The sequence below is a fragment of the Cellulomonas sp. plas2 genome, from assembly GCF_057221735.1.
In genome coordinates, this window is sequence record NZ_CM170155.1 from 2,136,253 (window position 1) to 2,157,385 (window position 21,133).

The following is a 21,133-nucleotide window of genomic DNA, read 5'->3' on the forward strand; positions in this document are numbered from 1 at the left end:
TCACCCGGTCGGACGACAACGGTCGCACCTCACGGGCCCCGGGGCAAGACCCCCACGGACTCGCGCACCACGGGTGTCCGGGACCGCACGGCCGCACCGACCGGCACTACGGAGGACCAGCGACGGAGGGAGGTGCAGGCATGGCACGCAGGGACCTGGTGGTGGTGGGCGCGTCGGCCGGAGGGGTCGAGGAACTGCGCACGCTCGTGGCCGGGCTGCCGGCCGACCTGCCCGCGGCGGTCGTGGTGGTGCTCCACCTGCCCCCCTCGGCGGCGAGCCACCTCGCGGCCATCCTGGACCGGTCCGGGGCGCTGCCGGCGCACGAGGCGGTCGAGGGGGACGTCCTCCTGCCCGGGCACGTGTACGTCGCGCCGCCGGACCGGCACGTCGTCGTCGTCGGCGAGACGCTCACGCTCGTGCGCGGGCCGCGCGAGAACGGCCACCGGCCGTCCGTGGACGTCCTCTTCCGCTCGGCCGCCCGCTCGCACGGGCCCCGTGCCGTCGGCGTGGTCCTGTCGGGCACGCTCGACGACGGGACCGTCGGCGCGTTGAGCCTGCACAGCAGGGGCGCCACCTGCCTCGTGCAGGAGCCCGACGACGCCGCGTACCCCGGGATGCCGGCCTCGGTGCTGGCCGCCGACCACCCCGACCACGTCCTGCCGGTCGCCGCGATGCCCGCGCTGCTCGTGCGCCTGCTCGCCGAGGACCTGCCGGGTGGGGGTGGCACCGGCGCTCCGGGAGGCGACGTCGACGGCGGCCTCGACGGCGACCTGGTCGACGTGGAGCTGGCCATCACGCGCATGGAGGACGCGGCGCTGAGCGCCGGCGACCGCCCGGGCGTCCCGTCGCCCTTCGCCTGCCCCGACTGCGCGGGCGTGCTCTTCGAGCTCGTCGACGGGCCGGTGACCCGCTACCGCTGCCGGGTCGGCCACGCGTGGTCCCCCGACAGCCTGTCGGCGCAGCAGTCGACCGCCGTCGAGAGCGCGCTGTGGATGGCGCTGCGCGCCCTGGAGGAGAAGGCCGCGCTGGCCGACCGTCTCGCGGACAACGCGGCCCGTCGGCAGCACCGGCTCACGGAGCACACGTTCACCGTCCAGGCCGGCGAGGCCCGCGCGTCGGCGCTGGTGCTCCGCGACCTCGTCGAGCGGACCTCGGCGCTCACGGCCATGGCGGCCGTGGACAGCGAGGCCGAGCTCGCGGCCGCCCGCGACCTCGCCGCGGAGCTCGCCGGGCGCCGGCCCAGCGCGGGGTACGGGCACGGCTCGGCGGGCGGCCCCGGTGGAGCCGGTGGCCGCGACGAGGAGGGCGGGCGGTGAGCCACGAGGACGACGAGGTCGAGCCCGACGAGGACGGGTCCGCCGCTCTCGGGCCCCTCGTGGCGGAGACGCCCGACCCCCAGCTGACCGCACTGCTCGAGCACCTGCGCGAGCAGCGGGGTTTCGACTTCACCGGCTACAAGTCCGCGAGCCTGGCGCGGCGCATCGGACGCCGGATGGCGGCCGCGGGCGTCGGCTCGTACGAGGACTACCAGGACCGCCTGTCGGTGGACCCGGGTGAGTTCGACGCCCTCTTCGGCACCGTCCTGATCAACGTCACGGCGTTCTTCCGGGACGCCGACGCGTGGGAGCACCTGCGCACGGAGGTCCTGCCGCGCCTGCTGGCGCGCCGCACGGGCCGGCTGCGCGTGTGGAGCGCCGCGTGCGCGAGCGGCCAGGAGCCGTACTCCCTGGCCGTGCTGCTGGCCGAGGCGCTGGGGCCCGAGGAGTTCGCCGACCGCGTGAAGATCTACGCGACCGACGTCGACGAGGTCGCGCTGGCGACGGCCCGCAACGGCCTCTACGACGAGCGCGAGGTCGCCGGCGTGCCGGAGCAGACGCTGGCCCGGTGGTTCGAGCCGGTGGGCGACCGCTTCCAGGTGCGCAAGGAGCTGCGCCGCGCCGTCATCTTCGGCCGGAACGACCTGATCCAGGACGCGCCGATCTCCCACATCGACCTCCTCCTGTGCCGCAACGCGCTCATGTACTTCAACGCGCAGACGCAGGCCCAGATCGTCCGGCGCCTGCACGTCGCGCTCGAGCCGCACGGCGTGCTGTTCCTCGGCAAGGCGGAGATGCTCCTGTCCCACCCGGACCTCTTCCAGCCGCTCGAGCTGCGGCGGCGGTTCTTCCGCAAGGTGGTCGGCGAACCGCGGCGCGTCGCGATGCCGCTGACCGGGGCCGCGCCGGCGGACGCGGTGCCGCCCGAGGACCTGTCGCGGCTGTGGGAGGAGGCCCTGCTCCAGGCCCCGGCCGCGCAGGTCGTCATCGGCCGCGACGGGGTCCTCGTGGCGTCGAACCGCCGCGCGCAGTCCCTCTTCGCCATCGGTCCGCGCGACGCCGGCCGCCCCTTCCACGACCTCGAGATGTCCTACAAGCCGGTCGAGCTGCGGTCCTCGATCGAGCAGGTCCTGGCCGCGCGCGCTCCCCTGTGGCTGCGCGACCTCTCGTGGCAGCGGGTGGGGCAGCGGCCCGTGAGCCTCGACGTCCAGGTCGTCCCGCTGCTGACCTCCGACGGTGAGGTCCTGGGCGTCACGGTGATCTTCAACGACGTCACCCGGTACCGCGAGCTGCAGGACCAGCTCGAGCAGGCCAACCAGCACCTCGAGGCGGCCTACGAGGAGCTGCAGTCCACGAACGAGGAGCTCGAGACCACCAACGAGGAGCTCCAGAGCACCGTCGAAGAGCTGGAGACGACGAACGAGGAGCTCCAGTCGACGAACGAGGAGCTCGAGACGATGAACGAGGAGCTCCAGTCGACGAACGACGAGCTGAACTCGTCGAACGAGGAGCTGCGGCTGCGCACCGCCGAGGTGGGTGAGCTCGCACACTTCCTCGAGGCCGTCCTCGGCGGCCTGCGGGCGGGGGTCGCGGTGCTCGACGACGACCTGCGCGTGCTCGCCTGGAACGAGCGCGCCGCCGACCTGTGGGGGGTGCGCGACGACGAGGCGCTGGGCCGGCCCATGGGCGACCTCGACATCGGGCTCCCGTTCGACCGGCTGCGTCCGCTGCTGGTCGCCCACGCGAACGGCCTGCCCGCCGAGGACGTGGTCCGCGTCGAGGCCGTCAACCGCCGGGGGCGCACGGTTGACCTCGACGTGGCCGTCTCGCCGCTGCGCCGCGGCGGCGCGGGCGCGGACGGCGCCATCGTCGTCATGACCGTCGTCGGCTGACCCCCGGTCGAGCGGGGGCACCGTTCGCGCCGCGCTCCTCCGCAGGCGCGGGGGGCGCGGGCCGGGAGGCGGCGGTCTGCTCGACGAGCGCCGTGGCCAGCACGCGCAGCTTGACGTTGCGCTGCTGGCTCAGGGCCGACAGGAACGCGAACGCCTCGTCCGCCGTGCCGCCGCGGCGCGCCATGATGATGCCCTTCGCCTCGTCGATGACGGCGCGGGAGGTCAACGCCTGGTCGAGCTGAGCGGCCAGGGTCCGCAGACGGTCCTTCTGCGCGACCTCGGCGAGCACCGCGCCCCCGGCCGCCGCGAGCAGCTCGGCGACGTCCACGTCCTCCTCGGTGAAGGCGTCCCGCCGCGTGCTGTACAGGTTGACCGCGCCGACGAGCCCCTCGTCGCCGGTCACCGGGACCGCCAGCACGGAGACCACGGCCGCACCGGCCGCGGTCCGCGCCAGCCCCGCCCACCGGGAGTCGGCCGCGACGTCGCCCGTGACGACGGTCTCGTGCGCCTCGGACGCCGTCACGCACGGCCCCGTCCCGGCCAGCACCTGCGCGCCGTCGAAGGCCGCCGCCAGCTCGGACGTCGACGCGACGGCCGTCGGCTCGGCCGCCGAGCCCAGGTTGACGCTCACCGCCTCCGCCGCCGCCACCGCCCGGTGGGTGACGTCGGCGATCCTCGAGAGGAGCTCCTGCGTACCGCCGGCGCGCGCCGGCAACCAGCACATGTCGGCGAAGGCGCCCGCGAGGGCGAGGGCGCGGCTCGACGCCTGCGCCGCCGGCCGTGACTCGTCGGCCAGGAAGAACGTCCACGCCAGCTCCCCCTCCTCCGCCGTCCAGCCGTCGGAGGTCACCGCGAGGTCGACGACGACGGGCTCGCTCCGTCGCGGCAGCAGCCGTACCCGCAGCCGGACGGGGTCGCCGGAGGCGGTCGCGGAGCCCAGCAGCGAGCGGACCTGCGGGCGGTCCTCCTCGTGCACGAGCAGCGGGAGCGGCTTGCGCACGAGGTGCGCGAGCGCGATGTGCAGCATCTGCCCGGCCGCCGCGTTCGCGGAGACGACGACGCCGGCGCGGTCGGTGACGACCATCGGGACCGGCAGCATCGAGGCCAGCCACTGCCGTTGCAGGCCCGCGGCCCGGCGCTCGGCCAGGAGCCGGGCGATCTGCTCGCGCTGGAGGCGCAGCTCCTCGTCCGCGACCCGCAGCTCCTCGTTGGCGGTGGCGAGCCCCTGGACGGTGGCGTCGTCCATGGGTGCCGCGCCCCCCCGTCCGATCCGGCCGATGAGGTCGTCCAGCGCGCGCAGGTCCCCGGACACCCATGACCTGCTCCCCGGGAGCGGCGTCGTCCGGGGGGTGGTCCGCGGTCGGGGCAGCGCGTGCTCCTCGGTGGTCACCGTGGTCTCCTCTCGCCACTGACGACGGACGGGCGGCCGGGACGAACCGTCCCGACCGCCCGTCCTGGGGGTTCTCGTCCTACCGTAGCCCTAGTCCTTGTGCAGGACGTCCTTGATCTTGCTCGTGACCTTCTCCGCGGTGTTCGGCACCGGCGAGGTGCCGTACAGGCGCGGGTCGGGGACGGTGGGCGGCGGCATGGGCACCCCGGCGGGCGGCTCGGCCACGTAGGTGAACTCGCCCTTGCCGTCCGGGGTGGGGCCCGACGCCCAGGAGCCCTCGGACGCGAGGGGCCCGTTCGAGAAGTTGATGTACTGGTACGACACGTCGCGGTCCTCGTTCGCCAGCGGGAAGTTGCTCGGCACGGGGAACAGCTCGTGCCCCTCCTCCTGCAGCTCCTTCGCGGCCGCCATCCACTGGTTCTGGTGCATGGTGTCGCGGGCGAGGAGGAAGCCGAGCAGGTCCTTCACGCCGTGGTCGTCGGTCATGTGGTACAGCCGGGCCACCTGGAGGCGGCCCTGCATCTCGGCGTTCGCGTTCGCGGTGAAGTCCGCCAGCAGGTTGCCGCTGGCCGTGACGTAGGCGCCGCTCCAGGGGTTGCCGTTGCTGTCGACCGGGCGCGCTCCCGCCCCGGCGACGATGGCGTGCTGGACGTCCATGCCGCCGATGATCGCCGCCACGGTCGGGTCGTCCTGGATGGCCTTCTCCGTGGCGCCCACGGGGGCCTTCTCGAGCAGCTGGGCGATCATCGTCGCGAGGATCTCGACGTGGCCGAACTCCTCCGCGCCGATCCCGTACAGCAGGTCGCGGTACTTGCCGGGCAGGTGGGTGTTCCAGGCCTGGAAGCCGTACTGCATGGCGACCGTGATCTCGCCGTACTGCCCGCCGAGGACCTCCTGCAGCTTGCGCGCGAAGACGGCGTCGGGCTTGTCGGGCTTGGCCTGGTGCTGGAGCTCCTGGCGGTGGAAGAACATGGGGCGGCCACTCCTCCCGCCAGCGCGCGGCCGGCCGGCAGTGCGTGCGCTCCGCCCTGGCGTTGGACGGGGCCGCGGCGACGACGGTCGTCGCTGCCGCTGCTCTCGACGCTAGGTCCGGTCGCCCGGCCCTGCCACCGGGCGACCGGTCCGGCCCGTGGCTACGGTCGGTGACGTGGGACGTCGCGCCGCGCGCTGGGTGACGGCGGGGCCGTCGGGCCTCGTCGCGATCGCCGTCTGCCTGACCTGTGCCGGGTGCGGTGGTCCGGACGGCGACGACGCCGTCCACGTCGCGCTCCAGCTGGAGACGGCTCTGGCCGCCGGTCAGGGGCCGGAGGCCTGCGCGCTCCTGCTGCCGGCCGCGGCGGAGGCGGTGGCCGACCGCACGGGCAACTCCTGCGACGGAGGAGTGGTGGACCTCGTCGGGGTCAGCGGCGCCGACCCGGCGGCCGCTGCGACGACCACGGCACCCCGCGTCGCCGTGGCGGGTCGGCAGGCCCAGGTCGCGCTGTCCGGCGACACCGTCTTCCTCGCGCGCGACGGCGCCCGTTGGACGGTCACGGCGGCGCTGTGCACACCGCGCCCGCAGCGACCGTACGACTGCGCGGTGGAGGCGTCGTGAGGGCCACCCGCGTGCTGTTCGTCCTCGTGCTGGCACTCGTCGTCGTCACCCTCGTCGCGGTGGTGGTGCTCGCGGCGGTCCGCCGATGAGCGGGTCCGCGCCGGGGGCCCGGTGGCGCGCCGCGCTGTGGCGCAACGGCCTGACCCTGGTCTTCCTGCTCCTGCTGCTGCTGTCGCTCGTCGGGCAGGCCGTGGCGGGCGCGCGGCTGTTCGACGAGGAGCAGGTGGCGGCGGGGCTGCGACCCGTCGGCCTGCTCGACTACGTCGGGTCCTCGTCCTTCGCCGTCGACCTCGCGGAGAACTGGCAGTCCGAGTACCTGCAGTTCTTCCTCTTCGTCGTCGCCACGGTGTGGTTGGTGCAGGTCGGCTCGCCCGAGTCCAAGCCGCTCGACGGGGTCGGCCGCGAGTCGGACGAGGAGCAGCGGGTCGGCGAGCACGCCGGCCCGGGCGCGCCGTCGTGGGCGCGCCGTCGCGGCTGGCGGCTCGCGCTCTACTCCCGCTCGCTGAGCCTCGTCATGGGGGGCATCTTCCTGCTCGCCTGGGTCGCGCAGTCCGTGGCGGGCGCTGCCGCCTACAGCGAGGAGCAGATGCGCGACCTGCAGGACCCGGTCACGTGGTGGCAGTACGTCCGCATGCCGGAGTTCTGGAGCCGGACGCTGCAGAACTGGCAGTCGGAGTTCCTCGCCGTGGCGTCGATGGTGCTCTTCGCCGTGTACCTCCGCGAGAGGGGCTCGTCGCAGTCCAAGCCCGTGGGCGCGTCCCACACCACGACCGGCGTCGACGGCTGACGCGGACGGCCGGGATGCCGGGGCCGTGGCCCCCGTCGCGCCCGGACCTCAGCGCGACTGCTGCGGCCGGGCTCCCGTCGCGTAGGCCAGGTGCCCGCCCAGGTAGGCGCCGCCGCCGGCGATGCCGAAGGACGCCAGGCTCGCCGCCACGCCCGCGCGCCGGTGGCCGCGGCGGCGCAGCAGCCACGCGCCGGCGAAGCCGGCGAGGGCCACCCCGTTGAGGGCCGCGTGCACCACGCCGACCCGCCGGACGCCCGTGTCCCCCGCCGACCAGTCCGCGAGCCCGGTGATCACCGCGGGCACGGCCGCCAGGACGCCGAGCCCCAGCAGCCGGTCCGCCGCGTCCTGCGCGCCCTCCCCCCCGACGAGGTCGAGCACCACCGAGGACGTCCACAGCCCGACGGGCGCGTCGGTGAGGACGGGGTGCAGCGGGTGCCCGAGCGCCGCGCCCCTCAGGGTGCGCCACCGGCGCTCCCCGCCGACGACCGGACGCGCGACGGCCTCCAGCACCGCGACGGCGGGGTCGAGGGCCGACCGGCGCTCGAGGGCGTCGGTGAGGTGCCGCGCCGTGGACCGGGAGTACACCCCGGCACCGGCGTGATCGAGGGCTGTGCGGGTCGTGCTCATCCGGGCCTCCGCGCACGGGCCGTGCGCACCGACACGGTCCCGCCCGGGCCTGGACGGGTCGTCGGCGCGTCCCGCTGCGCGGGCCGCCGTGCGCGGCCACCCTCGCAAGGCGGGCCGACGCCCGCCACCGGGGGCGCCGTGCCGGCGTCCGGCGCCGCTCAGGCGGACGGCGCCTCCGCGTCGCCGACGTGCTCGCGCGCGATCCGCGCCACCGCCTTGCGCCCCTCGGGCTCGGTGACCATGGACCGCAGCGCCCTCGCGGCGAGCGCGAGCTCGTACCCCGCCGAGGCGGCCCAGGCCTCGAGGGCCCGGCGCGCCTCGTCCGGCCCGAGGCCGGCGGCCGCCATCAGCACCCCGACGGCCTGGTCGACGACCGCCGTGCCCGCCACCGCGCGCTCGATGGCGCGCCCGGCGGCGTCCGCGGCCGTCCGGCGTGCGTGCTCGGTGAGGTCGACGAGCTGCCCGACGACGACGTCCTCGTCGGACGCACCGTCGGTGCCGACGCCTCGTCCACCGTCGGTCGCGCCGTCAGGCCCGGCGACGGGCCCGGCGCCCGGGCGGTCGGCCAGGAGCGCGACGATCCGCTCCCGGGACCGCGCGTCGCGCAGGGCGTGCACGGACACGAAGGGCTCGAACGGGGCGCCGGCGGCGAAACGCTGCGCGAGCACGTCCCGTGCGGCGGGCTCGACGTGGGCGAGGACGAGGTCCGTGGTGGGCACGACCTCGCCCGGTGCGAAGCCGTGGATGAGGTAGACGGCGTCGGACCAGGTCCAGCGCTGGGCGGTGCGGTCCAGCCGGAAGGCGCCGGCACGCAAGGTGTCCCCCGGGACGGTGTCCGGGGTGGCAGGTTCGAGCACGGGTGCTCCTGGCGCAGGGGTGGTGCAGAGCCGCGTCCTGACTCGGCGGGTGAGGTTACCAGCCGAGTCGCACGCTGCTCGCCGCGCCGAGCACCGGCGGGGAGGCCCGCCGACGGCGCCGGCCGACGTGCGGTCAGGTAGCACTCAGGTACCGTTTCCCGGTCACCCGGTCCGGTGACGTCCGGGGTCCAGAGACGGCCCCGGGCCGCAGGAAGGACCTCGATCATGGTCGTCAACGACATCCGTCCCGCCCCCGGTCCGCACGCGGACCGGGTCGTCCCGGTCCCACCTCCGTCCGCCGCGGTCCCGCGGCGCCCGCAGCCCTCCCCCCGGTCGTCCGGCACGTCCCCGGTGCTCGCGGCGGGCACCGCCGCGGGTGGGAGCACCACACCCGCGCCCTGCTCCGCCCCCCTGCCGGACGCGCTCGCCACCGTCCGGTGCCCCGAGCCGCACCGCCCGCTGCCCCACGGCCGCGCGCACGACCCCGCCGAGGACGTGCTCGCGTGCGTCCACCGCCGGCAGGAGTCCGGCCGGGCGGTCGTCGAGCTGCGCGTGCTGGCACGCGACCACGGGCGGGTCGTCGACGTGAGCGAGGTGTACGACGACCTCGTCGCCCGGGAGGTGGACAGCGCCGTGCGGGCCTCGGTCGTCCACCGCGGGCAGATCGAGCAGGCGAAGGGCATCGTCGTCGCCGAGCTCGGCCTGGACGAGGACCAGGCGTTCGCGCTGCTGCGGCGCCTGTCGAACGAGTCCAACGTCAAGCTGCGGGACGTCGCCGGCCGCATCGTCGCCGCGCGCGCGTGCGCCCCCGTCGTCGCCGCGCTGCGCGCCCCGGAGCAGATCGCCTGACGGCTGCGGCCGGCGGAGCCGTCCGGCGTGCCGGCCGGCGGAGCCGTCCGGCGTGCGGACCCCGGTGGCCGGGGGCGTGGCGGTGTGGTCGCATGAGCGCGTGCTGCGTCCCCGCTCCCCCCGCGTCCTGACCCTCCCCGCCCTCGCCGCCGTGGTGGGGCTCCTCGCGGCCTGCTCCTCGGGCGGCGACGCCGGCGCCCCCGCGTCGGCCGGGGCGTCCGCCGGGTCCTCGGGCGGGTCCGACACCTCGCTGCAGGACGTGCAGGACGCGGGTGAGCTCGTGGTGGCCACGGAGGGGACCTACCGGCCCTTCAGCTACCACGAGGAGGGCTCCGGCGACCTGACGGGCTTCGACGTGGAGGTCGCCCGGGCCGTCGGCGAGCAGCTCGGCGTCGAGGTGCGGTTCGAGGAGACCCAGTGGGACGCGATCTTCGCCGGGCTCGACGCGGGCCGCTTCGACGCCATCGCCAACCAGGTCTCCATCACGCCCGAGCGTGAGGACGCGTACACGTTCTCCGAGCCGTACACGTACTCCCGCGGCGTCGTCGTCGTCCGGGCCGACGACGACTCCATCTCCTCGTTCGAGGACCTCGCGGGGAAGACGACGGCGCAGTCGCTCACCTCCAACTGGTACACGCTGGCGCAGGAGTCCGGCGCGCAGATCGAGGCCGTCGAGGGGTGGGCGCAGTCGGTCGCCCTCGTCGAGCAGGGCCGCGTCGACGCCACCATCAACGACGAGCTGACCTGGCTCGACTACGCGAACACCGACGACGCGTCGGGCCTGAAGGTGGCCGCCGAGACCGAGGACCAGTCGCGCAGCGCCATGGCGTTCCGGCGGGGCAGCGACGCGCTGGCGGGCGCCGTCGACGAGGCGCTGACGGCGCTCGCCGCCGACGGCACGCTGGCCGAGATCTCCGCGGAGTACTTCGGCGACGACGTGACGCAGCCGTGACGACCGCGGAGCTGATCGGCGACTCCCTGTGGCCGATCGTCTCCGGGGCGCTGACCGGGACCATCCCGCTCGCGCTGGTGTCCATGGCCCTCGGGCTCGTGCTGGCACTGCTCGTCGCGCTGGCCCGGCTGTCGCCGCGCGCGTGGCTGCGGGCGCCGGCGCGCGCCTACGTCTCCCTCATCCGCGGGACGCCGCTGCTCGTGCAGCTGTTCGTCGTGTTCTACGGCCTGCCGTCGATCGGGGTGCTCGTCGACCCGTGGCCGAGCGCGATCATCGCGTTCTCGCTCAACGTCGGCGGCTACGCGGCCGAGGTGATCCGCGCGGCGATCCTGTCCGTGCCGCGGGGCCAGTGGGAGGCCGCGCACATGATCGGCATGGACCGGGCCCAGGCCCTGCGACGGATCATCCTCCCGCAGGCCGCGCGGGTGTCCGTCCCGCCGCTGTCCAACACCTTCATCAGCCTCGTGAAGGACACCTCGCTGGCGTCCCTGATCCTGGTGACCGAGCTGTTCCGCCGGGCCGAGCAGATCGCGGCCTTCTCCCAGCAGTTCATGGTGGTCTACATCGAGGCGGCCGCCGTCTACTGGGTGATCTGCCTCGTCCTGTCCGCGGTGCAGAGCCGGCTCGAGACGAGGTTGGACCGCCATGTCGCGCACTGATCGGACGGCCCCGGCCGCACCCTCCCCGCGGCCGCACGGCGCGCAGCCCCTGCTGCGGGTCCGCGGCCTGCAGAAGGCCTTCGACGGCACGCCCGTGCTGCGGTCGGTGGACCTCGAGCTGCGCAGCGGGCAGGTGCTCGCGCTCATCGGGCCGTCGGGGTCGGGCAAGACCACCGTGCTGCGCTGCCTCAACGCGCTGGAGCGCGCGGACGGCGGCGTCGTCGACCTCGACGACGTGCGCGTCGACCTCGGCGCCGCGCCGACGCGGGCGCAGCTCGACGCCCTGCGCGACCGCTCCGCCATGGTGTTCCAGCACTTCCACCTGTTCCCCCATCGGACGGTGCTGCAGAACGTCACCGAGGGGCCCCTCGTCGTGCAGCGCCGGCCCGCGGCCGAGGTGCGGGCCGAGGCGCTGGAGCTGCTCCGGCGCGTGGGCCTCGACGGGCGTGCCGACGCCTACCCGCACGAGCTGTCGGGCGGTCAGCAGCAGCGGGTGGCGATCGTGCGGGCGCTGGCGCTGCGGCCCCAGCTCCTGCTGTTCGACGAGCCGACGTCCGCGCTCGACCCCGAGCTCGTCGGGGACGTGCTGGCGCTCATGTCGGAGCTGGCCCGGGAGGGCTGGACGATGGTCGTCGTCACGCACGAGCTCACCTTCGCCCGGGACGTCGCGGACCAGGTGGCCTTCATGGACGGCGGCCTCGTCGTCGAGCACGGGGCGCCCGCGGACGTGCTGGGACGTCCCCGCCGGCCGCGCACGCAGCAGTTCCTCCGGCGCCTCCTGCGGGGGACGGAGCTGCCGCCCGACGACCCGACCGACGGGGTCCGCACGGTCGCGACCTAGGTCCCAGGTGGAGGGGGGTCCCCCGGGTCGACCCTGGTGGTGTCACCGCACGGTGACCAGGGTCGGGCAGGAGCCGCGGCCCCACCCCCCACGGAGGAGCCCGTCATGACCACCACCACCGCCCCCGTCCGCACCGGCGTCCGCAACGCCGCGGTCGCCCGCGTCGTCGCCCTCGTGGCGATCGTCGCCGGTGCCCTCCTCGTGATCGCCGGCGGCGTCACCTGGGGCATGGTCTCGGCCAAGCTGGCCGACGAGAACATCACCGTCGCCGAGGACGCCTTCGCCTTCGGCGGCCAGCAGGTCACCAACCCCTGGACCGCGTACGCGCAGGCGGACATCATCGCCCACCACGCGCTGGACTCGACCGGCGGCAAGACCTACGCCGAGCTGGACCGGGAGGACCCGCTGCGCGAGGTCGCCATGAACGGCTCGTTCCTGCGGGCCTCGCTGTTCACCTCGGTCGTCGCCTTCGGCATCGCGGCGCTCGTCATGGGCCTCGGGGTCCTGTTCGCCCTGCTCGGCTGGGCCGTGCTGGTCCTCGACCGGCGCACCGCCGCCGTCGCCGCGGCGCCCGCCGGGCGGGAGCCGCAGATCGCCTGAACGGTCGATTGAAGGGTGCGCCGGCCCCGGCCGGCGGCACGCCGCCGACGCCGGTCGTCCCCCGCAGCAGCGCGGGGGCGGCCGGCGTCGTCGTGCGCGCCGGTCTCCCCCGGCCGAGGAGGGCGCCGGTCAGTAGCGGACGCGCTCCGTCAGGTCGAGCCACGCCCGCATGGGGGCGTCGGCGCCGTCGACGCGGTGCGCGACGACGGGCATCGACCAGGTCGCGCGGTCCTGGGCGAACAGCGCGTAGAACGCGGAGTCGTCGAAGCCCGCGCGGGCGGCGTCGTGGCGGTCGGCGGCGAAGACGACGCGGTCGACCCGGGCCCACAGCGTGGCGGCCAGGCACAGGGGGCAGGGCTCGCAGGACGCGTACATCGTCGCGCCGGCCAGGGAGAACGTCCCCAGCGCGCGGCAGGCGTCGCGGATCGCCTGCACCTCGGCGTGCGCCGTCGGGTCCAGGTCACGGGTGACGCGGTTCTGGCCCGTGCCGACGACGCGCCCGTCCACGACGACGACGGCGCCGAACGGGCCGCCGCCCTCCGCGACGTTGCGCGTGGCCAGGTCGACGGCGGCCGCCAGCCAGCGGGCGTCCTGCTCGGTTCCTGCCTCGCTGCCAGCCGGCGGGACAGGCGTCGGGACGGGCGTCAGGACGGCGGGCGCCGCGGCGATCGTGTCGGTCACGAGCCGCATCCTGCAGCGCGCGGGTGTCCGGCGCCGTCCCGAGCCGTTACCACCGTGTTACGGGGCTGTGGCTGCTCTCAGCCGTGGATGACGCCGCCGGTCGCGGTGCCACGATGAGGGCCCGGCGGACCGGGGGCGCGTGACGACGACGGCGGAGGTGCAGGTGCTGGAGCTCGCAGGGCGCCTGCTGGCCGAGCTGGACGCAGGCCGTCGCGTGGCGGTGGCCACCGTGGTCGACGTCGTGGGCTCGGCACCGAGCCTGGGTGGCACGTCGATGGCGCTCACGGACGACGGGCGGGTCCTGGGCAGCATCGCGGGCGGCTGCGTGGAGGGCGCGACGGTGGCCCTGTGCGAGGAGGTGCTGGCGGCGTCGGACCCGGGCGGCACCCACGCGGACTTCGGGGTCTCCGACGCGGACGCGTTCGCCGCGGGCCTCACCTGCGGCGGCACGATCACGGTGCACGTGCGGCTGCTGGGGCCCGACGACAGGCCGGCCCTGCGCGCCGCGGCGGCCGGCGACGAGGCGTGGTCGCTCACGACGTGGTCGGCAGGGCCCGACGCGACGGGGACGGCGGACGCGACGGCCGCGAGGGACGCGACGAGCACCGGCCCGGCGGCCGAGGAGGCGCGGGCGGTCCTGACGGCAGCAGCGGCGGCCCGCGTCGCGCAGGGCCGCTCCGGGCGTGTGGCCGGGGCGTGCGACGACGTCGCGCTGGAGGGCTTCGTCGAGGTGCGGGCCCGGCCCGCACGGCTCCTGCTGTACGGCGCCCTCGAGCTCAGCGCCGCCGTCGCCGTCCTCGCCCGGACCCTGGGTTGGCGCGTCACGGTCTGCGACCCCCGCTCGGCCCTCGCCACGGCCGACAGGCTCCCCGCGGCCGACGAGGTCGTCGTGGACTGGCCCGTCCGGCACCTGGCGGCGGTGGTCGCCGGGCCGGGGCTCGGACCCCGCGACGCCGTGTGCGTGCTGGTGCACGACGACCGTTTCGACACCGAGCTCGTGCTCGCGGCGCTGCGGTCCGGCGCCGGCTTCGTCGGCGCACTGGGGTCGCGGCGCACGCACGGGCGCCGGGTCGCCGCCCTCGTGGCGGCCGGGGCGACGCCGGCCGAGGTCGCCGCGCTGCACTCCCCCGTCGGACTGGACCTCGGAGCCGCCACGCCGCAGGAGACCGCGGTGTCGGTCGTCGCCGGCCTGCTGGCCGCCCGCACGGGCCGCACCGGACGACCGCTCGTCGGGCTCGAGGGGCCCCTGCACAGCCCGGCGCCCGACGTGCGGCCGGCCCCGCGACCGGTGGCCCAGCCGGACCGTCAGACCGGCTGACCCGCGTCCCGCACCAGCCGCCACAGCCGGTCGGCGGTCATCGGCAGCTCGAGGGGTCGCACGCCCAGCGCGTCACGGACGGCGTTGGCGAGCGCCGGCGCCACCGGGTTGTACGGCGCCTCGCTCATCGACTTCGCACCCAGGGGCCCGAGCTCGTCGGAGGTCGCGGCGAACAGGACCTCGGTGGTCGGCAGGTCGCCCATCTGCGGCACGTGGTAGCTGCGCAGCTCGCGGGTGAGGACGCGCCCCTCGTCGTCGAGCCGCACCTCCTCCCACAGCGCGGAGCCGATCCCCTGCGCCACGCCGCCCTCGACCTGACCGCGCAGCTGCTGCGGGTTGAGCACCACGCCGGCGTCGACGGCCTGGATCGAGCGCAGCACGTGCAGGTCGCCCGTCGCGGGGTCCACGGCGACGCGGAACGCCTGGACGTTGAACGCGACGGACCGCGGCGTGCCGTCGTGGCTTCCGCGGCCCTCGAGGTGCGCCCCGGAGGCGGCCAGCTCCGTCAGCGGCACCCGCCCGCCGGGCACGACGACCGCGTCCACCTCCATCGCGCCCGGGGTCCCCACCGCCGTCGGGTCGTCCTGCGGATGGCCGGTGAGCGTCGTCGCCGCCCCGAGCAGGCGGTCGCGCAGGTCGAGCGCCGCGCGGTGCAGCGCCAGCCCCGCGACCACCGTCCCCGCGGAGGCGAAGGCACCCGTGTCGTAGCGGACGACGTCCGTGTCGGACTGCCGCACGACGACGCGGTCGGGCGTGGTGCCCAGGGCCTGCGCGACGAGCTGCGTGTGCACGGTGGTCGTGCCGTTGCCGAACTCGGCGGTCCCGACGCGCACCTCGTAGCGCCCGTCGGGCAGCAGGCGCACGACCGCCTCGGCGTGGTGGCCGCGGGGTGCCACGGTGGCGATCATCGCCAGCGCCATGCCCTCCCCCACCCGGTACCCCGGCGGCACGGGCGGGTCGGCGGACCGGTCGGCGAGCGCCGCCTGGGCCAGTTCCAGGCACTGGTCGAGCCCGTAGCCGTGCAGCCCGAGGTCGCCCTGCTCGTCGGGGTCCGTGACGAGCAGGGGGTCGCCGGGCACGACGACGTTGCGGCGGCGCACCTCGAACGGGTCGATGCCGATCTCACGGGCCAGCTCGTCGAGCGCGCTCTCCACCGCCAGGACCACCTGGCCCAGGCCGTACCCGCGGAAGGCGCCCGACGGCAGCGTGTTGGTGTAGACGACCTCGGCGTCGACGCGCTTGGCCGCGCACCGGTACACCGACAGGGACTCGCTCACGCCGTGGAACATGACGCCCGGCCCGTGGTTGCCGTAGGCGCCGGTGTCGGACAGGACGTCGACGCGCAGCGCCGTGAGCACGCCGGCGTCGTCGGCGCCGAGCTCGACCTCGACGCGGAACGGGTGCCGGGTGGGCACGACCGTCAGCTCGTCCTCGCGCGTCATCTCGTACTGCACGGGCCGGCCCGTCCGCAGCACCGCGAGGGTCACCAGGTCCTCGGTGAGCAGCTCCTGCTTGCCGCCGAACCCGCCGCCGACGCGGCCCGCCACCACGCGGACCCGGGCCGGGTCGAGCCCGAACACGTGCGCGATCTCGTCGCGCACGAGGAACGGGACCTGCGTGCTGGTGCGCAGGACGAGGCGACCGTCGGCGTCGGTCCAGCCGCGGGTCGCGTGCGTCTCGAGGGCGACGTGCGAGACGCGCGCGGTCCGGGTGGTCAGGCGCACGCGGTGCGCTGCGGCGGCGAGTCCGGCGGCGACGTCGCCCATCTCGTCGTGCAGGGCGGCGACGACGTTGCGCCCGGGCTCCGCGATCCGCGACGAGCGGGGCTTGTCCGCGTGCAGGAGCGGGGCGCCCGGCGCGCGGGCGGCCTCGGGGTCCACGACGTGCGGGAGCACCTCGTACTCCACGTCGAGGAGGGCCCGGGCCCGCTCGGCGTCGCGCAGCGTCTCGGCGACGACGGCCGCCACCCGCTGGCCGCGGAACCGCAGCACGGGGTCGAGCACGCGCGTGTCGTCGGGGTCGTCGAGGCGGCTCTCGTGGCGGGCGGTGGAGAACAGGACGTCGGGGCTGTCCTCGTGCGTGAGCACCGCCAGGACGCCGGGCTGCGCCAGGGCGCGGGTGGCGTCGATGCGCACGATGCGGGCGTGGGCGTGAGGGCTGCCGAGCACGGCCAGGTGCGCGACGCCGGTGGCGGGCTCGTCGAGGGTGAACCGCTCGCGGCCGGTGACGACCCGGCGTGCCGCGGGGGCCAGGACGGACCGGCCGACGGCGTCACCCGCGGGGACGTCCTCCGTGGTGCGGCGGCCGGCGAGCGCGTCCCGGATCGAGCGGTACCCGGTGCACCGGCAGAGGTTGCCCTTGAGCGTCCGCGCGGTCCCGGTGGCGTACGCCGGGAGGTGCTCCGCGCCGTCGCCGGCGGGCGCGGCGGTGCCGTCGCCGGTGGTCGCTGCGCCGTCGTCGCCCTCGTCGCCCGTCAGGTCCAGACCGGCGACCGTCGTGACGAAGCCCGCGGTGCAGAACCCGCACTGGAAGGCGGCCGCGTCGGCGAAGGCCCGCTGCACGGGGTGGAGGTGCTCCTCGTCGCCCAGCCCGGCGGCGGTGGTGACCGTGCGGCCGTCGGCACGATGCGCGGGCGTGATGCAGGAGTGCACGGGCCGGCCGTCGAGGAGGACGGTGCACGCGCCGCAGTCGCCGGTGTCGCAGCCCTTCTTCACCGCGGTGGCCCCCTGCGCGCGCAGCAGCGTCCGCAGCGCCTGGCCCGGGTCGGGCTCGACCTCCATCGGCACGCCGTCGAGCGTGAGCCTCATCGCGTCGTCCCCCACCCCTCGTGCGGCACGTCCTGCGGGCCGCCCCCCGCTGCGAGGGCGGCGTGCACCTGGCCCGCCATCCGCAGCGTCATGGCGCGCCGCCAGTCGGGCGCGCCGTGCACGTCGTCGAACCACGCGGGAACGGCCGCGTCGACCGCGGCGACGAGCGCAGCCGCCTCCGGGAGGGCCGGGAACGCGAGCCGGTACGGCCGCGGCACGCCCGCGGTGAGCGTGACCACGACGGACCCGTCGGGGTCGGTGCGCCCGGTGACGATGGCCCCGGACCGACCGAACGGCGCGAGCGACACCCGCCGCAGCACCGCGTGCGCCGCCATGGCGAGCCTCCCGACGTGCAGCGAGCGCAGCACCTCGCCGTCGGCCAGCGCGGTCGTCCCGTCGCCCGTGACGAGCTCGGCGACCGCGACCTGGCGCTCGCCGCCGTCGGGGGTCCAGACGAGAGCCACCGCGTCCAGGGCGACGAGCAGCGTCGTCATCCCGCCGGCCGGCAGCGCGGTGCAGACGTTCCCGCCGACGGTCGCGGCCGCCCAGATCTTCGTCGACGCCACCAGCGCCCGCGCGCACGTGGCGACGAGGTGCTGGGAGCGCCACCCCGGCACCGGAGGAAGGGCGACGAGCTCGGCGACCGTGCACGTCGCGGCGATCGTCACGCCGTCGTCGTCGACCTCGACGGCCGGCCAGCCCAGCGAGGTGAGGTCGACGAGCACCCGCGCCGTCGACCCGGCGTACAGCGCGGTCCCCCCGGCGAGCGGCACCACGTCGCCGCCGACGACGACGTCCGCGCGCGTGCGCGCCAGCCGGACCTCGTCCACCGATGTCAGGTCCATGCCCGTCCCGTCCGCCGTGCCGTCCCGGGACGCGCCCCGGGCGCGACCATCCTGGTCAGCGGCCCGCGAGGGCGCCAGGACCGCACCGCGGGACCTTCCTCACACCGGCCGGCCGGAGCGCCGCGACCCCGAGGCCGCCAGGCAGGTGCGGTGGCGCGGGTCACACGCCGGGGGTGAACCGGGCCGCGGTGGGAACAGCACGGCCCGTACCGTTAGTTGGCGGACCGACGGCACCCGCCGCCCGTCCGCCCCAGCCCCGGAGGCCCCGTGACCCGCACGCTCGAGGAGGAGATGGACGCCGGCGCGCGCAGCACCGGCTCCGCCCCCCAGCGCCTCCTGGCCCGCGTACGCGCGTGGACGGACGGCCGCCCCGGGCGCCGGCTCGCCTACCGCGTGCTGGTCGCGGTCGTCGGGGGTGCCACGGTCGTCGCGGGCATCGCCATGCTCGTGCTGCCCGGGCCGGGCTGGCTCGCGATCTTCCTCGGCCTGAGCATCCTCGCCTCGGAGTTCCCCGTGTTCCGCCCGGTGCTCGACCGGCTGCGCGGCCTCGTCCTGCGCGCGCTCGCCGTCGCGCGGACGTGGTGGGCCCGCCGCCGCGCCGGCCGCAGCTGACGCGCTCCTCTCGGAGGCAGTCGCGTCACGGTGGTTCGGGGATCAACGACGTCCGCTCATGCCGACGAGCGAATAGGATCAGAGAGGACCGGCCGCGAGGGCGATCTGGTCCTCCTCGAGCGGGATCGACGGTGTTCCCGCGACGACCATGTTGGCCCGCTCCCATGGCCGCTGCTGGTCGAGAAAACGGAGCTCCTCGGCCATCCACTCGTGCCAGAACGCGACGGCCTCCTCGGCGTCCCCGTTGACACCCTGCGCGATGTCGCGTGCGATACCTCGCTCTTCAGCCATGGCGAAGTCCGACTGCACCCATACCGTCGCGTCGATCAACCCGGCCAGCTCCCGCTGGTTCGCCCCGACACCTTCTACGATGACGAGGTCGAGTCCGGCAGGGACCTCGATCGATCCGGAGCGGCCGTTCCGCTCCCACGCGGGAGGACGGAAGGACACGGCCTCTCCACGGCGCAGCGGCCTCAGGACGTGATCGGCCAGCAAGTGACCCCACGCGAAGTAGGGCTCGTGCCATGCGACGTCGTCGGTGTGGACGATCGCCGAGCGACCCGTCCCTCGAGACAGGCGCTCGGCAAGCGTCGACTTTCCCGATGCGCCACGACCATCAACAGCCACGACCCTTGGCCGCCCCGCCGGCGACCCGGCCGCCTGCATCAGCAGCTGAAGGAATTGACTTCCCGACACTGCTCTCCAAGGACCTGCAGCTGGCTCTTCCTCACGCAAGGTCATCGATAACATGACTCCAGAATGCCCTAGCGAGCGTCCCCGGACACACGCTGACACTCCCCGTCCAGGGACTTGACCCGGCTATCGGTGGTCGATTGCGGCTTCGGGTGATGGTTGCCGCAGCTGGAGTGGTGCTGGTGCTGCTAGGGACCAGTGGGTGCTACCAGGCCAACCAGGTCACCGAGAACGCCTCGTCGGACGGGTTGCGGCTGGAGCTGGGCGAGCTGCTGATGTCGAACCTGATGGTGTTGACGGCCGATGAGGGCGAGCCAGGGACGTTGCTCGGTGCGGTGAGCAACGACGGTGAGGTGGATGCTGAGGTCGTCGTTTCGATCATGGACCGCGACCCGGCAGCGACCATCGAGGTGGCTGCTGGGCAGACGGTGCTGTTGGGGCCGCGGGACACGCGCGTGCGTCTGGCCGACATGCCGCAGCCTCCGGGCGCGACCGTGGAGATGACATTCGCATCGCCTGAGCACGGCACGGCGACCCTGGAGCTTCCGGTCCTGGACGACACGTTCGAGCGGTACGAGGAGTTGGTGCCCACTTCGAGTGGTCGTTGAGCGACCGGGCCGCCCTACGATCCGCACCGTGCTCACCTCCTCGCGCGGCGCCGCCCGTCCGCCCCGGCGCGCCCGCGCCGCACTGCTCGTCGCCGTCGCCCTGGCCCTCGTCGTCCCCCTCGGCGCCGCCCGGCCCGCCGCGGCGGCCGATCGCGGGAGCTCCCTGCTCGTCGGGCAGGAGCTGCTCGTCGGTGACCGCCTCCTCGGAACCGGCACCGAGCTGGTCCTGCAGGGCGACGGCAACCTGGTGCTCTACGTGTCCGGCACCGCGGCGTGGCACGCGGGGACGGCCGGGACCGATGCGGACCGCTTCGCCGTGCAGACCGACGGCAACGCCGTCCTCTACGACCGGGCGGGGCGCCCGCTGTGGCAGTCCGGGACGCGCGGCGAGGGCGTGCGCCTCGAGGTGGGCACGGGCCCGGGCCTCGATCTGTACGCGGGGGACGGGCGGCTCCTCTGGACCGTCCGGCGGCCGATGGTCCCGGCGGAGGTCGGCCTCGACACACGGGTGACCCAGATGCTCTCGCCGAACGGCGCCGTCCGGCTCTCGGTCGACACCGGCGACTGGTCCGTGCGCGCTCTGGGAGCGACGGCCTGGCACACCCAGACGCGCGGGGGCGACGTCACCCTCGTGCTGCAGGGCGACGGCAACCTCGTGGCCTACCACCCGAGCGGTCGGCCGCTGTGGCAGTCCGGCACCGCGGGACGCGGGGTCGTGCGGCTCGTCCTCCAGGACGACACGAACCTCGTCCTGTACACGGCCGAGGGCCGGGCCGCCTGGTCCTCGTCATGGTCGCCTCGCATGCCCGGCGACTGCCTGTCCTTCGGCAACGCGCTCTGCACCGGTCAGGTGCTCCTGCCCGGGGACGAGCTGCGGACCGGACTGCCCGACGACCCCGCGCCCCACCGGCTCGTGCTGCAGCGCGACGGGAACCTCGTGCGGTACGCGCCCGACGGTCGCGCGACGTGGTCCTCCGGCACCGTCGGCTCCGGCGCCGTCGAGCTCGGCCTGCGTCGTGACGGCGAGGCGGAGCTGCGCCGGGCGGACGGTTCCGTCGTGTGGACGAGCAGGACCGCGGCGGACATGAGCAGGGCCCCGTGGTCCTGGCTGGTCACGCCGTACGTGGGCATCGCCGCCGACGGGTCCCTGTGGGTGGACCGGTTCAGCGGCAGGGCGACCTTCGCCTGACGTCGGCGGGCGTCCG

21 protein-coding genes are annotated in these 21,133 nt (G+C 75.5%); 13 read left to right on the forward strand and 8 right to left on the reverse strand.

All coding sequences use genetic code 11. From position 1 onward, the window contains the following. The first annotated feature begins 140 nt into the window (after window positions 1-140). Together AC2TDM_RS09600 and AC2TDM_RS09605 are read left to right on the forward strand one after the other, a co-directional pair. Window positions 141-1,316, forward strand: a complete 1,176-nt coding sequence (locus AC2TDM_RS09600) for a chemotaxis protein CheB (protein WP_484634476.1) — start codon at window positions 141-143, stop codon at window positions 1,314-1,316. Continuing rightward, window positions 1,313-3,208 (forward strand): CheR family methyltransferase, encoded by a 1,896-nt coding sequence (locus AC2TDM_RS09605; RefSeq protein WP_484634477.1) that lies wholly within the window; start codon window positions 1,313-1,315, stop codon window positions 3,206-3,208. The genes AC2TDM_RS09600 and AC2TDM_RS09605 overlap by 4 nt, the downstream gene beginning before the upstream one ends. On the opposite strand, the gene AC2TDM_RS09610 is transcribed toward AC2TDM_RS09605, so the two are convergent. Then, entirely contained in the window at window positions 3,189-4,598 is a 1,410-nt protein-coding gene (locus tag AC2TDM_RS09610; protein ID WP_484634478.1) for an ANTAR domain-containing protein, read from the reverse strand. The genes AC2TDM_RS09605 and AC2TDM_RS09610 overlap by 20 nt on opposite strands. A 90-nt stretch (window positions 4,599-4,688) precedes the next feature. Next, window positions 4,689-5,570, reverse strand: coding sequence for a manganese catalase (locus tag AC2TDM_RS09615; protein WP_090034402.1), 882 nt, complete (start codon window positions 5,568-5,570; stop codon window positions 4,689-4,691). A gap of 175 nt (window positions 5,571-5,745) precedes the next feature. On the opposite strand from AC2TDM_RS09615, the gene AC2TDM_RS09620 reads away from it, so the two are divergent. Both AC2TDM_RS09620 and AC2TDM_RS09625 read left to right on the forward strand, forming a co-directional pair. Next, the gene (locus AC2TDM_RS09620) at window positions 5,746-6,192 is read left to right on the forward strand and encodes a hypothetical protein (protein ID WP_484634479.1); all 447 of its coding nucleotides are present in this window, start codon (window positions 5,746-5,748) and stop codon (window positions 6,190-6,192) included. A gap of 85 nt (window positions 6,193-6,277) precedes the next feature. After that, complete coding sequence (locus AC2TDM_RS09625) at window positions 6,278-6,979, forward strand: DUF6766 family protein (RefSeq protein ID WP_484634480.1); 702 nt, start codon at window positions 6,278-6,280, stop codon at window positions 6,977-6,979. Window positions 6,980-7,027: 48 nt separating this feature from the next. Here AC2TDM_RS09625 and AC2TDM_RS09630 read toward each other — a convergent pair whose 3' ends face one another. Together AC2TDM_RS09630 and AC2TDM_RS09635 are read right to left on the reverse strand one after the other, a co-directional pair. Then, on the reverse strand, window positions 7,028-7,606 hold the full coding sequence (locus AC2TDM_RS09630) for a DUF2231 domain-containing protein (protein WP_203708916.1): 579 nt from the start codon (window positions 7,604-7,606) through the stop codon (window positions 7,028-7,030). A gap of 158 nt (window positions 7,607-7,764) precedes the next feature. Next, window positions 7,765-8,463, reverse strand: coding sequence for an ANTAR domain-containing protein (locus AC2TDM_RS09635; protein WP_484634481.1), 699 nt, complete (start codon window positions 8,461-8,463; stop codon window positions 7,765-7,767). Window positions 8,464-8,688: 225 nt separating this feature from the next. Between AC2TDM_RS09635 and AC2TDM_RS09640 the strand changes: the two genes are divergently transcribed. The 5 genes from AC2TDM_RS09640 to AC2TDM_RS09660 all read left to right on the forward strand — a co-directional run bounded on the left by AC2TDM_RS09640 (window position 8,689) and on the right by AC2TDM_RS09660 (window position 12,364). Then, a complete protein-coding gene (locus AC2TDM_RS09640; protein WP_484634482.1) occupies window positions 8,689-9,312 on the forward strand; it encodes an ANTAR domain-containing protein in 624 nt (207 codons plus the stop codon). 103 nt (window positions 9,313-9,415) lie between these two features. After that, the gene (locus tag AC2TDM_RS09645; RefSeq protein ID WP_484636426.1) at window positions 9,416-10,264 is read left to right on the forward strand and encodes an amino acid ABC transporter substrate-binding protein; all 849 of its coding nucleotides are present in this window, start codon (window positions 9,416-9,418) and stop codon (window positions 10,262-10,264) included. After that, on the forward strand, window positions 10,261-10,923 hold the full coding sequence (locus tag AC2TDM_RS09650) for an amino acid ABC transporter permease (RefSeq protein ID WP_090034414.1): 663 nt from the start codon (window positions 10,261-10,263) through the stop codon (window positions 10,921-10,923). The genes AC2TDM_RS09645 and AC2TDM_RS09650 overlap by 4 nt, the downstream gene beginning before the upstream one ends. Beyond that, window positions 10,910-11,764 carry an amino acid ABC transporter ATP-binding protein gene (locus AC2TDM_RS09655; protein ID WP_484634483.1) on the forward strand — a complete coding sequence of 285 codons (855 nt, stop codon included), beginning with the start codon at window positions 10,910-10,912 and terminating at the stop codon, window positions 11,762-11,764. Before AC2TDM_RS09650 ends, AC2TDM_RS09655 begins: the two co-directional genes overlap by 14 nt. A 105-nt stretch (window positions 11,765-11,869) precedes the next feature. Then, complete coding sequence (locus AC2TDM_RS09660; RefSeq protein ID WP_484634484.1) at window positions 11,870-12,364, forward strand: aromatic ring-opening dioxygenase LigA; 495 nt, start codon at window positions 11,870-11,872, stop codon at window positions 12,362-12,364. Between the two features lie 129 nt (window positions 12,365-12,493). Here AC2TDM_RS09660 and AC2TDM_RS09665 read toward each other — a convergent pair whose 3' ends face one another. Then, on the reverse strand, window positions 12,494-13,054 hold the full coding sequence (locus tag AC2TDM_RS09665) for a nucleoside deaminase (RefSeq protein ID WP_484634485.1): 561 nt from the start codon (window positions 13,052-13,054) through the stop codon (window positions 12,494-12,496). A gap of 130 nt (window positions 13,055-13,184) precedes the next feature. Here AC2TDM_RS09665 and AC2TDM_RS09670 point away from each other — a divergent pair, with 130 nt between their 5' ends. Beyond that, window positions 13,185-14,363 carry an XdhC family protein gene (locus AC2TDM_RS09670; protein WP_484634486.1) on the forward strand — a complete coding sequence of 393 codons (1,179 nt, stop codon included), beginning with the start codon at window positions 13,185-13,187 and terminating at the stop codon, window positions 14,361-14,363. Here AC2TDM_RS09670 and AC2TDM_RS09675 read toward each other — a convergent pair. Both AC2TDM_RS09675 and AC2TDM_RS09680 read right to left on the reverse strand, forming a co-directional pair. Next, a complete protein-coding gene (locus tag AC2TDM_RS09675) occupies window positions 14,351-17,170 on the reverse strand; it encodes a molybdopterin-dependent oxidoreductase (RefSeq protein WP_484634487.1) in 2,820 nt (939 codons plus the stop codon). The genes AC2TDM_RS09670 and AC2TDM_RS09675 overlap by 13 nt on opposite strands. Further along, complete coding sequence (locus tag AC2TDM_RS09680) at window positions 17,167-18,015, reverse strand: FAD binding domain-containing protein (protein ID WP_484634488.1); 849 nt, start codon at window positions 18,013-18,015, stop codon at window positions 17,167-17,169. Before AC2TDM_RS09680 ends, AC2TDM_RS09675 begins: the two co-directional genes overlap by 4 nt. Before the next feature lie 267 nt (window positions 18,016-18,282). Between AC2TDM_RS09680 and AC2TDM_RS09685 the strand changes: the two genes are divergently transcribed. After that, window positions 18,283-18,627, forward strand: a complete 345-nt coding sequence (locus AC2TDM_RS09685) for a PGPGW domain-containing protein (RefSeq protein ID WP_484634489.1) — start codon at window positions 18,283-18,285, stop codon at window positions 18,625-18,627. Window positions 18,628-18,705: 78 nt separating this feature from the next. On the opposite strand, the gene AC2TDM_RS09690 is transcribed toward AC2TDM_RS09685, so the two are convergent. Beyond that, window positions 18,706-19,377 (reverse strand): uridine kinase family protein, encoded by a 672-nt coding sequence (locus AC2TDM_RS09690; RefSeq protein ID WP_203708914.1) that lies wholly within the window; start codon window positions 19,375-19,377, stop codon window positions 18,706-18,708. A gap of 119 nt (window positions 19,378-19,496) precedes the next feature. On the opposite strand from AC2TDM_RS09690, the gene AC2TDM_RS09695 reads away from it, so the two are divergent. Both AC2TDM_RS09695 and AC2TDM_RS09700 read left to right on the forward strand, forming a co-directional pair. Next, window positions 19,497-19,928, forward strand: a complete 432-nt coding sequence (locus AC2TDM_RS09695) for a hypothetical protein (protein WP_484634490.1) — start codon at window positions 19,497-19,499, stop codon at window positions 19,926-19,928. 28 nt (window positions 19,929-19,956) lie between these two features. Then, on the forward strand, window positions 19,957-21,117 hold the full coding sequence (locus AC2TDM_RS09700) for a hypothetical protein (protein WP_484634491.1): 1,161 nt from the start codon (window positions 19,957-19,959) through the stop codon (window positions 21,115-21,117). Window positions 21,118-21,133: the final 16 nt, after the last annotated feature.